The organism is Algoriphagus terrigena DSM 22685 (genome assembly GCF_000429445.1).
GTDB lineage: Bacteria > Bacteroidota > Bacteroidia > Cytophagales > Cyclobacteriaceae > Algoriphagus > Algoriphagus terrigena.
Map to the genome: position 1 here is coordinate 126064 of NZ_AUBW01000015.1, position 15164 is coordinate 141227.

Below are 15164 nucleotides of genomic sequence, written 5' to 3' on the forward strand. Positions count from 1 at the left end.
AAAGCTCAGCATTTTTTTTTGTGAGAACGGATTAAATGGAAGTACGGCGATTATTCCATTCAAATGGCTTACAGTATATCCTGCTAAACTTGAAAAGAAATGCTCTGCATTTCTTCAGCCTAATGATGAGAAGTGTCGCTGAATTTCAGCACCGATTGCAATGAATCCTACTTGATGCGTCTCTAGGATTTACTCCGACTAAGGGAACAAAGACCAAGTTAAGGCCAAATTCATATTAAGAATCTGACTACACCCTGTTTCAATCTTTCCCAAAAGATTTAAAATCGAAAAGATTCCTTCAGTCATTTTGACTAGTTTGCTCTACGGGTTAAATTAAAAGAATTGAAAGTCAGCGAGTAATGATGACAGTCTTACTTATGAAAATTTTTCGAAGAAGGGTAGCTAGCGGATACCCTTGATTTTTCTTGGGCATTCGCACTATTATAAAATTTTTCATTAACTTTTTGGCTTCAAACAATATTTTCCCAAAATGTCTTTCCAAAAAACCATTGTTCAGCTGGCGGTGTTGACGTCTATTAGTGGCCTGTGGAGTTGTGGACAAAAGGCGGCTGATTCCCTTGAATTGGCAGATTCCGATCAGATCAGCTACAATTTCCACATCCGCCCGATCCTATCCGACAAATGCTTCGCATGCCACGGTCCCGATGCAAACAAACGTGAAGCCGACCTACGACTGGACACTGAAGAGGGTGCTTTCAAAGGATTGAAAGAAAGCCCCGGAATGTTTGCCCTAGTCGCAGGCAAGCCCGCCGAATCAGCGCTATATCACCGCATCATCTCCGAAGATCCCGGTGAGCTGATGCCCCCGCCTGAGTCCAATCTCAAGCTTACTGCCGAGGAAATCAGCTTGCTGAAAAAATGGATCGAACAAGGCGCCAAGTACGAACCCCACTGGGCGTTCCTAAAAGTGGAGAAACCCGCCGTACCAGAAACAGAATGGGGGACGAATGAAATCGACGCATTTGCCTATAAAAAAATGCGCTCCAAAAAACTGGAACCCAACCCAGAAGCCAAGCCTCACGAACTAATCAAAAGAGCAAGTCTGGATCTTACCGGCCTCCCTCCCACGCCTGCCACTTTGGACAAATACGGAGATTTTTCCGGCGAAAGCACCTACGAGAAGCTGTTGGATGAGCTCTTGGCCCAGCCTGCTTATGGCGAAAAACTCGGTGTGCTTTGGATGGACATCTCGCGCTATGCAGATAGCTACGGCTACCAGGATGACGAAGTCCGCTCCCAGTGGCCGTACCGGGATTGGGTGATCCACGCTTTCAACATCAACCTTCCATATGACCAGTTTTTGACCTGGCAGCTTGCCGGAGACTTGCTTCCAAACGCGACCAAGGAGCAGATCTTAGCCACTGCTTTCAACAGAAATCATAAATACACCGAAGAGGGCGGGATTATCGAAGAAGAATATCGGATCGAATACGTGCTGGATAAGACCAATACTTTCAGCAAGGGAATTCTCGGAATCACGATGGAATGTGCCCAATGCCATGACCATAAGTACGATCCCTTTTCGCAAAAAGAATACTACGAGCTTTTTGCTTTCTTCAACAACTCAAAAGAAAAAGGCTTCGAGGGTGACGTAAGTCAGTCAAAGCCCGCCAAAACTCCCATCCTGTGGATCGAACGGGATGACCTCGACGGGATTATGGACTTCATCAATCACCCGGACACCACCAAACTCAGTGTCTCGGTGATGGGAGAAAATGACGTCAAACGTACCACCTACATCCTGGATCGTGGAGTCTATGATGCGCCGACTGATTCGGTCAATGTATCCACACCGGCTTCCATCTTTGAGTTTTCAGATAATCTAGAAAAAAACCGCCTGGGTCTGGCCAAATGGGCAACGGACCGAAACAATCCCCTGACTTCCAGAGTTTTTGTCAATCTGATCTGGCAGGAAATATTCGGTAAGGGAATCGTCAAATCAGCGGGTGACTTTGGGATGCAGGGGGATTTGCCGACCCATCCGGAGCTGCTCAACTGGCTGGCCGCTGACTTCATGGAAAATGGCTGGGACATCAAGCGCCTCCTCAAACAGATCTTGCTTTCGTCGACTTATCGTCAGTCTGCTGCGATCCACAGCGATCATATGAAGATCGATCCGGACAACCTCTATCTCGCCCGCGCGCCGCGTCTAAGACTTCCTGCGGAAAACATCCAGGATTTGGTGTTGGCCAGCAGTGGATTGCTTCACGGAGAGATCGGCGGTCCGAGCGTCAAGCCGTACCAGCCCGCCGGACTTTGGGAAGCAGCCACCTCAGGGCGCGGCACCTTGGCGACCTATGTCCAGGACAGCGGCGACAAGCTCTACCGCCGAGGCATTTACAACTTCATCAAACTGACTGTGCCTCCTCCCAAGGCGATTATCTTCGACTCAAGTAATCGGGATCGATGCGAAATCACCCGAAATCGCACCAACACGCCACTTCAAGCCCTCTTGATGATGAACGATCCGATGATATTGGAAGCGTCACGTGTTTTGGCAACCAAGCTCTCCGAGAGTTACTCCGGAGAAGAAGCCATCGCCCAAGCATTCAAACGAATCGTCTGCAGAGAGATGAAATCGGAAGAGAAAGACCTACTGGCCGACTACTATCAAAGCCAGCTCGAAGACTTCAAGACCAATCCCGAGAACGCGAAAAAAGCACTGGATGTCGGTGAGTACCCAATGAATGAAAAAGCGATCACTCCGGAAAACGCCGCGCTGATGCAGGTAATCGTGAGTTTGTACAACCTAGAGGAAACAATAACCAAAAGCTGAGATGGAAAAGGAAATATTAGAGCAGGGGCTAAATCACAACAGAAGAAAGTTTCTTTCCAGACTTAGTTTGGGTATCGGAAGTGTAGCCTTGGGTTCGCTGTTGATTCCGGATTTGCTTTCCGGCAAGGAAGATGCCGAAGATGCCTTGATGCGCGCATTGCCGCATTTTGCGCCAAAAGCAAAACGGATCATCTACCTCTTCCAAAACGGAGCTCCCTCTCAGCTGGAAACATTTGATTACAAGCCGCTTTTGACCAAAAACTTTGGACAGGAACTTCCTGATTCGATCCGTGCCGGGCAGCGTTTAACCGGAATGACCGCTGGACAGACTTCCTTTCCGCTGGTTGGTTCCTATTTTGGCTTTAACCAATACGGCGAAAGCAGGGCTTGGATATCCTCGCTTTTCCCCCACATCTCCAGCGTAGTCGATGATCTACTGATCGTCAAATCCATGCACACAGAAGCGATCAACCATGATCCTGCGCTGACCTTTTTCCAGACAGGAGCGCAGGTCGGCAATCGCCCGAGTATGGGTTCATGGCTGAGCTATGGTTTGGGAAGTGAAAACGCCAACCTTCCGGCGTTTTGTGTGCTATTGAGCCGCGGAAAAGGAAACGGGCAAGGCGTCTATTCCAAGCTTTGGAGCAATGGTTTCCTCGATGCCACACACCAGGGAGTTCAGTTTTCCAATTCTGAGGACCCGGTGCTCTATCTCTCCGACCCAAATGGCATGAGCAGAGATCAGCGTCGCAAGATGATCGACCAGATCGCGGCCATGAACGATCTGAACTATCAGGAATTCAACGATCCCTCGATCACTGCCAAGGTCCAACAATATGAGATGGCCTATCGCATGCAGACGGCCGTACCCGAGATCACCGATACCTCCAAGGAACCAGACAGCGTCGTGAAGCTGTACGGACCGGATTGCCTAGTACCGGGGACTTACGCGGCCAACTGCCTTTTGGCACGAAAGCTTTCCGAAAACGGCGTTCGATTCGTGCAACTCTATCATCAGGGTTGGGATGCCCACGACAACCTGCCAAATCAGATGATCGGTCAGGCAAAAGACGTCGACCAGGCTACTGCCGGATTGATCACAGATCTGAAGCAGCGCGGACTACTGGACGAAACACTGATCATCTGGGGTGGAGAGTTTGGCCGCACGAACTATTGCCAGGGCAAAATCCTGCCGGAAAACTATGGCAGAGACCATCATCCGAGAGCTTTCTCCATCTTCATGGCCGGCGGCGGTGTGAAATCAGGAATGGTCTATGGAGAGACGGACGACTTCGGCTACAACATCACCGAAAACCCGGTTCACGTCCATGATTTCCAAGCCACTGTCATGCACCTGATGGGAATCGACCATGAAAAACTCATCTACAAACACCTTGGAAGAAGGTATCGCCTGACCGACGTGCATGGCAAAGTAGTAAAAGACCTGATTGCTTAATTTCCCCTTATGCCCAAAGTATCCCGGATTATTCCGATCCTAGAAAACCTCCTTTTCTTCTGGCTTGGCCTTGCCTTGGTGCTGAGTTTTGCCGGAGACAGTCTGAACATTCCTCCCATCCTGCAGGTATTAGGTCGGGCCCACCCGCTGATCCTGCATTTCCCGATCGTGCTGCTGCTGATGGCCGTGGCGCTGTTTTGGATCAAAGACGAAAAACTCAAAGAAATCGGCACGTGGATCTTGCTTTTGGGAGCAAATCTGACAGGTGTGACCGTCCTAGCCGGGCTGCTTTTGGCCAACGAAGACTACGACGGGGATATGCTCATCTGGCACCAGTGGCTGGGCGTGGCATCGCTCGGTTTGGCTGTGTTGATTTACTTTTACAGAAACAAATCCTCCCAATTCCTGAGGATTTCCACCGGGACGTTAGCCGTTGCCATTATCCTGACGGGACATTTTGGAGCCGACCTGACTCATGGAGAAAACTTCCTTTTGGCACCGATTCAAAGTCAGGAAGCGGAGTTTGTCGCGCTCGAAGATGCCGAAGTATTTCAGCACATGGTCAAACCCATCTTGGAAGCCAAGTGCATTGCCTGTCATAAAGAAGGAAAAGAAAAAGGTGAGTTGCGGTTGGATGATTTGGCAGGCTTACAAAAAGGCGGAAAAAACGGGTTGTTTGTCGTCCCCGGAGATCTGAAGGAATCACTGTTGATCCAGCGGATCCATCTCCCGGAGGAATCCAAGGAGCACATGCCGCCGAAAAACAAAGCTCAGCTGACCGACGAAGAACTGGAAATCCTCCAGCTTTGGGTAGAGTCAGGAAGCTCTTTCGAGCAGAAGGTCACCGAGCTCAAATCTGAGGAGCCGCTTTACCAGCTGGCGTCCAACAGATTTTCGAATCAAAAGAACTACACCTTTGACGCAGCATCAGACGCGGACATCAAAGACCTCAATAATTTCTTCCGAAAAGTAAATCCGACCTTTCCCGGCTCACCGGCGCTTGAGGTTGCCTACTACGGAACTTCGGCCTTTGATCCAGCTTCTCTCAAAGACCTGAAAAGCATTAAAGACCAGGTCGTGAAACTCAACCTCAACCGCATGCCGCTGGAGTCGGTTGACTTGGGATTTCTCCGTGATTTCCAAAATCTGGAAGAGCTCCAAATGAACTTCACCGGGGTCACCGCTACTCAGATCTCTAACCTGGAAGGGCTTGAAAACCTCAGAAATCTTGCCCTATCAGGAAATAATCTCGGCCCGGACGCAGTCACTGTCCTGAGCAAATTGCAGCAAGTAAAAAGGCTTTTCCTGTGGAATTCTGGTCTGGACGAAACTGCGCAGCAGAGCCTGAGCAAAGGCCTCCCGTCCACCCACATCGATTTTGGGTTTGATGGAAAGGGAATAACCTATGCGCTCAATCCTCCCAAGATCACATTTGACAAGGACGTGTTTCAGGATTCGATGGAGGTGGTGCTCTCCCACCCCATCCGCACTGCCGAGATCCGATACACCTGGGACGGCACAGAGCCGGACAGTATCAGCAGTCCAGTCTACACAGATCCACTTTGGGTCAAAAAAACCGGCCAAATCCGAGCAAAAGCATTTGCCAAAGATTGGACTGGAAGTCTGACCGCATACAACTCGCTGTTCAAAGCGGGAATCAAACCAAAATCCTATGCCCTGGCTTTTGAGCCAAACGTACGATATTCGGCAAAGGGAGCAACTTCCCTTTTTGATGGAGTGAAGGGGAAAACTAGCCATGGATCGGGCAACTGGCTTGGTTTTACAGACACACCCTTGGAGCTTGAGATTTATTTATCGGACGGCAGTAGCCCGAAAGAGATTAGTTTAAGTATACTTCTAAACGAGATCGCCTATTTGTTCCCACCGGAAAAAGTGGAAATTTGGACAGGCAGTCAGCAAGAATGGCAAAAACTACCTAATCCGGAACTCGTTCAATCTACTAAAATTGACGAGGTACGATTTGGCGTGTTGACCTTTCCTCTTCCTGAGACAGCTTTTGAAAAAGTGAAAATCAGGATCAGCCCCATCTCAAAACTACCGGCGTGGCACCCCGGAGCTGGAGCAAAGGGATGGGTGTTTGTGGACGAAGTATTATTAAATTAAAACCACCCACGTTACATCACCAATGAGTTTAGAACCTTATAAGCGCTACCGAGAAGCCGTTTTTGAGAAACTTCAGAAAGCTTTCAGGCAGGAAAAAGAAATCTCTACCGCCTCCAAGTGGATAGCCAACACCATCACCAACCAAGGCTGGATCTATACCAGTGGCACCGGCCACTCCCACATGCTGGCTGAGGAGATTTTCTATCGGGCAGGTGGATTTGCCAGAGTCATCCCGATACTGGATCCAGACTTGATGCTTCACAAAGATGCCTCCGGAAGCACCGAAGTAGAACGACGTGAAGGCTACGCCAAAACGCTCTTTGAACCCTACACCATTACTTCAAAGGATGTTTTTATCATTTCCTCCAATTCCGGAAGAAACTCGGTCAGCGTCGAAATGGCCCAGATCGCCCAAGAGAAAGGCGCAAAAGTGATTGTGATCACGAACTATGCGCACAGCAAAGCAGTAGATTCCAGACATTCATCTGGCTTGAAACTGTTTCAGCTCAGCGATATTTTCCTGGATACTTTCGGAGAAATCGGAGACGCTTCCATCAATCTGGACGGACTGCATACCAACGTCGGAGCCACTTCCACTGTCGTCGGAGCGGCTTTGCTCAACGCGATTATGGTGCAGGCAGCAGCATTGGCGCTGGAAAACGGCGTCGTCCCGGAGGTCTTCAACAGCTCCAATTCGGACGAGGGAGAATCTCACAACGAATTGTTGATTAACAAGTACAAGGCTGATATCAGCATCCTTTGAGCCGACTTAATTGTCACAGACAAAGGCCTTGCTGAAAACAATTCGGTAAGGCCTTTCTTACTTTAGCCAAATAAGCGTAAGGCGGTTGAAGTTCTTGAAAAAAGATAGAATACTCCGCCTTTTCCTCTCCTCAGCAGATTCACAAAGGAGCGCTCCGGGCAGAATCTAAAAGACGAATCTTGTAAGTCGCTCGTGCCCATACTTTTAATTTTCATTGCTGCAAATCTCCAGAAATCCCTACCTTCGGCTCATTAAAATCTCTCTGTAACATATCGAGCACATCTTTTTCAAGCAGAATCGTCCGGTTCTGTGGTGCTCTGACGGATTTCAAAAAATCAATTCCATCTTCTTTACAGAGAAAATCATGAAACCATTTTCAAAAATAGCCATCCTGGGTGGCACAGGTAAGTCAGGCAAATACCTTGTCCAACATTTACTGAATCAAGGATTCCAACTCAGGCTTTTGCTTCGGAATCCAGAAACATTTACAATCAACAGTCCGCTTATCGAAGTGGTCTCTGGTGATGCCAGAAATCATGAGTCCGTCCAAACACTCTTGGAAGGTTGCCAAGCAGTCATCAGCACGGTGGGGCAACGAAAGGGTGAGCCTTCGATTTTCAGCGACGCGACCCGAAACGTAATCCGAGCTATGGCGCATTGGAAAATTGATCGCTATATCTCCGCAACTGGATTGAATGTGGATACACCAGATGATCAGAAAAGCGAACCGACGCAGTCAGCAACCGACTGGATGAGAATCCACTATCCGATGACAACCGCCGACAAGCAAACTGAATATGGATTGCTCTCCGCCAGTTCGGTGAATTGGACGCTAGTCAGGCTGCCGATGATTGAGCAGACGGACGAACGTCGACCTACTGTGGTCAGCTTGGTCGATTGCCCCGGAAGTTATATCAGCGCAACCGATTTGGCGCATTTTCTCACGGAGAGCTTATCTGATCCGACTTATTTTAAAAAGGCTCCATTTATCGCAAATGGGTAATTGGGGATAAAGAAAAAGTCTTAATACATGAAAAAGCCCCGATTTTAGTCGGGGCTTCTTCGTTTTATCTGCTTTCGTAGAGATTCGAATAGTAGTCCTGGTAGGCTCCCGAAGTCACATGATCCAGCCAGTCTTGGTTTGCCAGATACCAGTCAATCGTCAGCTCGATCCCCTCGTCAAACTGCAAACTTGGCTCCCAACCCAGCTCTTTTTGGATCTTGGTGGCGTCAATCGCATATCTCAGGTCATGACCAGCGCGATCTGTCACATAAGTGATCAGCGTCTCCGACGTCCCCGGCTCGCGACCGAGCTTCTCATCCATCTTTTTGCAAAGCAGACGGACGATGTCAATGTTTTTCCATTCGTTGAAGCCGCCGATGTTATAAGTCTCGCCCGGTTTCCCTTGGTGAAACACTGTGTCGATCGCCCTGGCGTGATCCTTCACAAACAACCAATCGCGGACATTTTCGCCCTTTCCATACACCGGAAGCGGTTTCATGTTTTTGATATTGTGGATGCAGAGCGGTATGAGTTTTTCAGGAAAATGGTTTGGTCCATAATTGTTTGAGCAATTGGACACCACCGTTTTCATCTTGTAGGTATTGGCATAGGCTCTCACAAAGTGATCTGAGGCCGCTTTGGAAGCGGAATAGGGCGACTGAGGATCGTAGGCTGTGGTCTCCAAAAAGAAGCCGCCATCATGCAACGAACCATATACCTCATCGGTGGAAACATGGTAAAACAAGTGCTTGTCCAATTCCCCCGCCCATGCAGTCTTGGCTGCGTTGAGCAAGTTTACCGTCCCAAATACATTGGTTTTCACGAAAGCCAAAGGATCCGAAATCGAGCGATCCACGTGAGATTCGGCCGCAAGATGGATAACATCTGTGATTTTGTGCTTCGCAAAGATCGCATCAAGCGCTTCCGCATCTTGAATATCTACTTTTTCAAAAATATAATTGGGCGCACCCTCTACCGACTTCAGATTCTCCAGATTGCCTGCATAGGTCAGTGCATCGAGGTTGACGATGGTGTATTCGGGGTATTTGCTTACAAAAAGTTGGACGACATGACTGCCGATGAATCCTGCACCGCCAGTGATCAAAATAGTTTTGCTCATATTTTATTTCTTATAATAATCTAAATACCAATCTGTAAACGCCTTGACACCCACCTCAATAGGCGTATTAGGCTTGTATCCGGTGTCACGCACTAGGTCTTGCACATCTGCATGCGATGCTGGCACATCTCCCGGTTGCAGCGGAAGAAGCTCCATCTCGGCTTTTTTCCCCAAACCTTTTTCCACTGCTTTAATGTAATCCATCAGTAATACCGGGGACGAATTGCCGATGTTGTAGATCTTGAAAGGAGCTTTTGCGCTTCCCGGATCGGGATTTTGAGGGTCAAAATCAGGATTTTCAGCGGCAGGTCGGTCAGCGACTTTGATCACACCTTCTACGATATCTTCCACAAAAGTAAAGTCCCGCTTCATTTCTCCATAGTTGAAAACTTGGATTTTCTCCCCTTTCAGGATCGCTTCTGTGAAAAGAAACAAGGCCATATCCGGTCTTCCCCAAGGGCCATAAACGGTAAAAAACCTTAGTCCCGTAGTCGGAATTCCAAACAAATGGCTGTAGGTATGCGCCATGAGTTCGTTGGATTTTTTGGAAGCGGCATAGAGCGAGATCGGATGGTCGACGGAGTCTGAGGTCGAAAACGGCAGCTTTTCATTGGCACCGTAGACCGAACTCGAGGAGGCGTAAACCAAATGCTTGACCGGATGAAAGCGGCAGCATTCCAGAATATTGAGAAAAGCGATGATGTTGCTCTGGATGTAAACCTCCGGGTGGGTCAGCGAATACCTCACTCCTGCCTGGGCAGCTAGGTGAATTACTACATCAAATTTCTCCTTTTCAAAAAGCGCAAGCAACGCTTCTTTCTCTACCAAGTCCAACTGGATAAACCGATAAAGCGGCTGGGTATTGGACTGCACAAGCTCTCCCTTCTTGATGGAGCTCTTTTCTATTCCCCGATGCTCGAGGCGTGCATACTTCAGATTGATGTCGTAGTAGTCATTGATGATATCCAACCCGACCACTTCCTCTCCCCGATCTACCAATTGCTGCGCAACATGAAATCCAATAAATCCGGCCGAGCCGGTCACGAGGTACTTCATAGAGAAAAGTATGCTTATTGATTCAGCCCCAAATATAGACTATTCTGCGGTCTTGGAGGGGTTTACTAACCGCTGATAATTGCCAAAAATCTCTTTTTGGACGACATTTCTGTCGTAGTTTTCCACCACCTCGCGGTATAGATTTGCCGCATACAGACCCATTCGGTCCCGCTTGACAAAGGCAAATTCCAAAGCCTCTTTTAGCACTGCAGCATCTTTGAGTGGAAAAATTAACCCGGTCTTCTGCTGCGTGATGATGTCGGTATTCCCGATAATATCTGAGCAGATTACAGGCACTTGCATTGCACCGGCTTCCAACAGCACATTGGGAAATCCCTCTCGGTGAGAAGGATGTACCAACACATCGGCCAGGGCGAGATAGTGCGCCACGTGGTCCGACCAGTCTATCTGAATGATCCTTGGCGAATCCCGAATCGTCTGAATAGTCTCCGGAGAGAGTGGATCCAGATCCTGCTCAAATGCACCTAAAAGCACTAGCTTGGAGCGGTTTGCAATCTTTGAATTGAGAAAAGCGGAAACCAGCTCCTCGATTCCCTTGTCCTTGACCAATCTCCCTATCGAAAGCACGATAAATTCATCCTCGCCCGGCATGATCCTCATGGTAGCAGCGACCAGGTGATTTTCTTTAAGCACTTCGCGGTTGAATTTCTCCAGATCTACGCCGTTGGATGAGCCCTTGCCAATGATGCGAAGCTTCTCTTCGGGACAGAGGCCATTCTTGATGACAAATTTCCGAAGTCCCTGGGAATTTGGCCACACTTCCGTAGCATTGGAATAGGTCCATTTTTCGGCTGTCTCCAAGAGGCTTTTTTTGCCTCCGGCCGCAGCCATCGCAGGAATCCCGGCCAGTGTATGAATTCTGATTTTCACTCCTGCAAGATTCGCCGCAATCATGCCCAAAAGCCCGGCCTTGGGTGTGTGCGTATGGACGATGTCCGGCTTTTCCCTTTTGAAAAGCTGAACCAACTGCCAGATACACTTGAGATCGAGCATTGGCGTGATCTTGCGACTGAACGGGATTACCTCATGCCGGACGCCTTCGGCTCTGACCACTTGATCGACTTCACGACCGTCAGCACTTACCATAATGACCTCCCAACCTTGCTCTTTCGTGTATTTCATCTGCCCGGCGAGCAGAAGTTTGAGTGAAAGAGGTACGGTGGTGATTCGGATCAGCTTGGGCATCAAAAAGGGATTGGAAAAGCGCAAAGGTAAACGTTTAACGCTTTTATGCCTTTTAAAATATGAAAAACGAACGTAAAAAATGAAATCAGATAATTTCTATCGTCCGGGTCTCCACTTTTGATTTTTGATTGCGAACAGTTTGCCGGATTCTATCTTCACTGATTAACTGATTTCACGAAGGTCAAACGAATTTTTCGAGATCAAACAAGTGAAGTTTGGTTCTGAACAGGATATTTCAATCACTCTCCTCCAGCTCAAATATCTCCTCCAGTCCCACACCGAATGTCCTGGCAATCTTCAAAGCCAGCACCGTCGAAGGCACGTATTTTCCTGCTTCAATGGAATTGATCGTCTGCCGGGACACCTGGACTTTTTCGGCCAAATCCTGCTGCGTCATGTTCTTTTTCGCTCGCTCTACTTTGATCGTATTTTTCATCTGTTGATAATATGCTTTTTATAGGTCGGATAGCCTGTCCCGATTTTTTTCGGGAGAATCTCGCGCAGTTGATAATCATCTACCTGTGTCTCGTTGGCGACGTGCTCGATTTCATAAATATCTTTTCAAACTCGCAGAAAGCCCTTCTATTCTTCTCTGAAGTGTCATCGACACCTGTCTTATTTCTCTTCCTTGTCCGCCATATACTTCTGATACTGAAAGGCGCCATAGATGTAAGCATTCAGGAGAAAAAGCACCAAATACGCCGTAAACATCTCCGAAGTGATCCGGTCAAATCTCAGGTAATTGACCAGCATCATCGCAGCCAGTCCCCAAATCAGCCAATAAAACCCAGTTTGGAAAGCCTGTTGTCTGAAAGTTTTGATCATCTCGTCTTCCACTTTCTCCCTGCTCAGATTCAAAATCCCAAATCCAATTGCCCAAAACCCATAAATAATCTGAGAAGACTCATTCGGGTCTAACTTGGGATTCACAACAGCCATCCCGATCACCAATAAAACCGGCAGCGGGAAAAATACATAGGCCAGCTTTTTCCATCCAGGAGAAAGCAAGGGCACGTTCAAGATTGAGTTCTTTTCCATAAGCAATGTTTTCTGGTCTAAATGTAAAATAAACTTTACTTAATGTAAAAATATTTTGTCTAAAAATTGCTTCCAGTAATTTTTCAATCGCCACAAAATCCAATAGATACATTCACGATCTGGCAAAAAGGCCTTCCTTTTATATACCTTTGGTTGGTCAAACCTGTTAAAAATTCGATTTCCCATGATTTCCAAAGTAAAAATTGCCATTATCGGTTGCGGAAACCTCGGCACCTCTATCGCAAACGGATTGTTGATGCGAGCCGATTTTGACCCCCAAAATCTTACCCTCACCAAAAGAAACACGTCCAGCCTAGCAGAATTTGAAGCCAAGGGCGTCCGCGTACACTCAGACAATACCTCTGCGGCCAAGTATGCCGACTTGATCCTCTTGGGAGTAAAGCCTTACAATGTGGTCAACATCCTCAAGGAAATCCAGCCGGTATTAGATCCAAATAAGCAGACAATTATCTCCTTGGCTACGGGAGTCACGCTGAAAGAAATGTACGAAGTCTTGGATCCAAAGACGGTGGCATTTCGCGCGATGCCCAATATCGCAGCCGACATTCAGGAATCCATCACCTGTATTTGCCACGAGCAAGCAGATCCTATGCAGGTAGAGGTTGTCAAGGAGTTGTTTGATTCAATTGGCTTCACTATTTCCATTGACGAGAGCCTCATGGAAGCGGCAACTGTCTTGGGAGCCTGCGGTATTGCCTATGTTTTGAGATTCATGCGGGCGATGATCCAAGGCGGCATTCAAATTGGTTTTGATTCGGTCACTGCCAGCAAGATCGTAAACCAAACCGTCAAAGGAGCGGCAGAACTGATGATCCAAAAAAACATCCATCCCGAAGCTGCGATTGACAAAGTAACAACTCCCAAAGGATGCACGATCGTGGGTCTAAACGAGATGGAACACCAAGGCTTTAGCTCTGCCATGGTCAAAGGAGTGATTGCCAGCTACGACAAGATCGCAAAATAAAGAGCTTAAACCTCAAAATACGGCTACCGAGAATTTCGGTGGCTTTTTTTTTGAAAAAATTGGACTGAGAATTATTCAAATTTCATCGATCCAAAAGAGGATCTAAGCAATATGGCTCATTTTTTAACTTCAAATAATCATTCATTTTATCAAATTATTCCAACTACTTTAAAAAAGAATAATTTTAGGGTTGTTTTTCTTTTAAATGTTTTCATTAGATTTGTCTCGGGTGATAAACAACTTTTGCTATTTCTTTTTAAGAGACTCGATTTTTAAAGGAAGGACTGTTTGGTAACTTTTTCCTCCTTCCTTTTTTGTTTTCTTCTTATCCACACAAAAAGGTCTAATGGTCAAAAATAGTTGGTAAAACACCTTCTAAATTACTGACAGTAAGATTATTACAGACACCTTATTGAAACTGGTTTCAATAAGGTTTTTTTGTTTCATGAAAACTTCAAAAAAAGCGGTGTTGGGCCTGTGGGTTTCTGGACTCCATCAAGTGGGGAAAACAGGCTGGCAAGCAGCGGTATAAGTGTAAAAATTGCGGCATTTTCTTCACAGGTTCCAACCCTTCGGCAGCCAAATCCAACCAGTTTGTTTGGTTTGAAAAATGGGTCGTTGGAAAGCGCACCTTTGAGCAGTTGGTCCTAGAGACCGGCCTGAGCAAGAGCACTGTTCAACGGCTTTTTAAAAGCTATTTGAGGGAGCCCCCGATGCTGTCGGTTTACCCCTCCGAGCGGGTAAATCTGCTCATTGACGGCACGTATTTTACCGGAGATCTTTGCTTGATTTTGTATCGGGACCACACCGTCAAATTCACCCAGCTCTATCGGTTCAGTGATGCAGAACGATACGAAGAGCTCAAAGAAGACCTGGAAAATCTACTGCTCCTTGGAGTGCAGATCGAGTCTATTACCTGCGATGGACATCGGGCATTGCTCCGGGCAATCCGCAAAGTTTGCCCCCAAGTCACCCTTCAGCGATGCGTGATCCATGTACAGCGGATGTGCAGAATATGGCTTTTCAGTAGGCCTAAAAGCATTCCCGGGCAGGAGCTTCGAAGAATTGTGTCTACACTACACCTGATCCAGACCAAGCAACAGCTCAGCTATTGGCTTCTCGAACTCGCCCAATGGGATGGCAGACACCATCAGTTTGTTCATGAGAAAACGGTCAATCCCCTGACGGGCAAGTTTTGGTATAAACACAAACTGTTGAGACGTTCCTTTTCTGTATTAAAAAGTGCGTTGCCGAACCTCTTTGCTTACCTGGACAATCCGAAAATTCCAAAATCAACCAATGGCCTGGAGTCATTTTTCGGACATTTGAAAACCAATTTGAACATTCACAGAGGCCTCTCAACAGGAAACAGAAAAAGCTTTCTGAGGTGGTATCTATACTTCAAAAATGCCAGAAGGAAAGGGTTTTCTTAGCCATGGAACAAGAAGAATGAAGCGTGAAAAAAGGGCTCCGAAAAACGAAGCCCCTTCATTCCACTTGGCAGATTCTATTGCTGGTAAGTTGCTCCTCAGCAGAGCTCACGTCCTCTTCAAACCTGCCCGACATTTTAAGAAATTTTCCAACCAAAGTCACCAACTATTTTTGACCACATTACC

At 47.3% G+C, this 15164-nt stretch carries 13 protein-coding genes; 8 read left to right on the forward strand and 5 right to left on the reverse strand.

Features of this window, described 5'->3' with window-relative positions; genetic code table 11:
* The first annotated feature begins 490 nt into the window (after window positions 1-490).
* The 5 genes from G459_RS0114820 to G459_RS0114840 all read left to right on the forward strand — a co-directional run bounded on the left by G459_RS0114820 (window position 491) and on the right by G459_RS0114840 (window position 8143).
* Entirely contained in the window at window positions 491-2797 is a 2307-nt protein-coding gene (locus G459_RS0114820; protein WP_026968345.1) for a PSD1 and planctomycete cytochrome C domain-containing protein, read from the forward strand.
* Window position 2798: 1 nt separating this feature from the next.
* Complete coding sequence (locus tag G459_RS0114825; RefSeq protein WP_026968346.1) at window positions 2799-4253, forward strand: DUF1501 domain-containing protein; 1455 nt, start codon at window positions 2799-2801, stop codon at window positions 4251-4253.
* A gap of 9 nt (window positions 4254-4262) precedes the next feature.
* Complete coding sequence (locus G459_RS0114830) at window positions 4263-6377, forward strand: c-type cytochrome domain-containing protein (RefSeq protein ID WP_026968347.1); 2115 nt, start codon at window positions 4263-4265, stop codon at window positions 6375-6377.
* A 22-nt stretch (window positions 6378-6399) separates the two neighbouring features.
* Window positions 6400-7140 (forward strand): sugar isomerase domain-containing protein, encoded by a 741-nt coding sequence (locus G459_RS0114835; protein WP_026968348.1) that lies wholly within the window; start codon window positions 6400-6402, stop codon window positions 7138-7140.
* Window positions 7141-7504: 364 nt separating this feature from the next.
* Entirely contained in the window at window positions 7505-8143 is a 639-nt protein-coding gene (locus G459_RS0114840; RefSeq protein ID WP_026968349.1) for an NAD(P)-dependent oxidoreductase, read from the forward strand.
* Between the two features lie 64 nt (window positions 8144-8207).
* Here G459_RS0114840 and rfbB read toward each other — a convergent pair whose 3' ends face one another.
* The 5 genes from rfbB to G459_RS0114865 all read right to left on the reverse strand — a co-directional run bounded on the left by rfbB (window position 8208) and on the right by G459_RS0114865 (window position 12563).
* Window positions 8208-9263: a dTDP-glucose 4,6-dehydratase gene (gene rfbB / locus G459_RS0114845; protein ID WP_026968350.1), complete on the reverse strand. Its 1056-nt coding sequence runs from the start codon at window positions 9261-9263 to the stop codon at window positions 8208-8210.
* 3 nt (window positions 9264-9266) lie between these two features.
* On the reverse strand, window positions 9267-10319 hold the full coding sequence (locus tag G459_RS0114850; RefSeq protein WP_026968351.1) for an NAD-dependent epimerase: 1053 nt from the start codon (window positions 10317-10319) through the stop codon (window positions 9267-9269).
* A gap of 39 nt (window positions 10320-10358) precedes the next feature.
* Entirely contained in the window at window positions 10359-11525 is a 1167-nt protein-coding gene (locus G459_RS0114855) for a glycosyltransferase family 4 protein (RefSeq protein ID WP_026968352.1), read from the reverse strand.
* A gap of 235 nt (window positions 11526-11760) precedes the next feature.
* Window positions 11761-11961 (reverse strand): helix-turn-helix transcriptional regulator, encoded by a 201-nt coding sequence (locus G459_RS0114860; RefSeq protein ID WP_026968353.1) that lies wholly within the window; start codon window positions 11959-11961, stop codon window positions 11761-11763.
* 179 nt (window positions 11962-12140) lie between these two features.
* Window positions 12141-12563, reverse strand: a complete 423-nt coding sequence (locus tag G459_RS0114865) for a hypothetical protein (protein ID WP_026968354.1) — start codon at window positions 12561-12563, stop codon at window positions 12141-12143.
* 184 nt (window positions 12564-12747) lie between these two features.
* Here G459_RS0114865 and proC point away from each other — a divergent pair, with 184 nt between their 5' ends.
* The 3 genes from proC to G459_RS30265 all read left to right on the forward strand — a co-directional run.
* Entirely contained in the window at window positions 12748-13548 is an 801-nt protein-coding gene (gene proC / locus G459_RS0114875; protein ID WP_026968355.1) for a pyrroline-5-carboxylate reductase, read from the forward strand.
* Between the two features lie 494 nt (window positions 13549-14042).
* Window positions 14043-14981 carry an IS256 family transposase, variant Zn-binding type gene (locus tag G459_RS0114885; RefSeq protein ID WP_425393743.1) on the forward strand — a complete coding sequence of 313 codons (939 nt, stop codon included), beginning with the start codon at window positions 14043-14045 and terminating at the stop codon, window positions 14979-14981.
* On the forward strand, window positions 14956-15164 hold a 209-nt coding region (locus G459_RS30265), incomplete at its 3' end, for a hypothetical protein (protein ID WP_211234383.1). The genes G459_RS0114885 and G459_RS30265, both read left to right, overlap by 26 nt.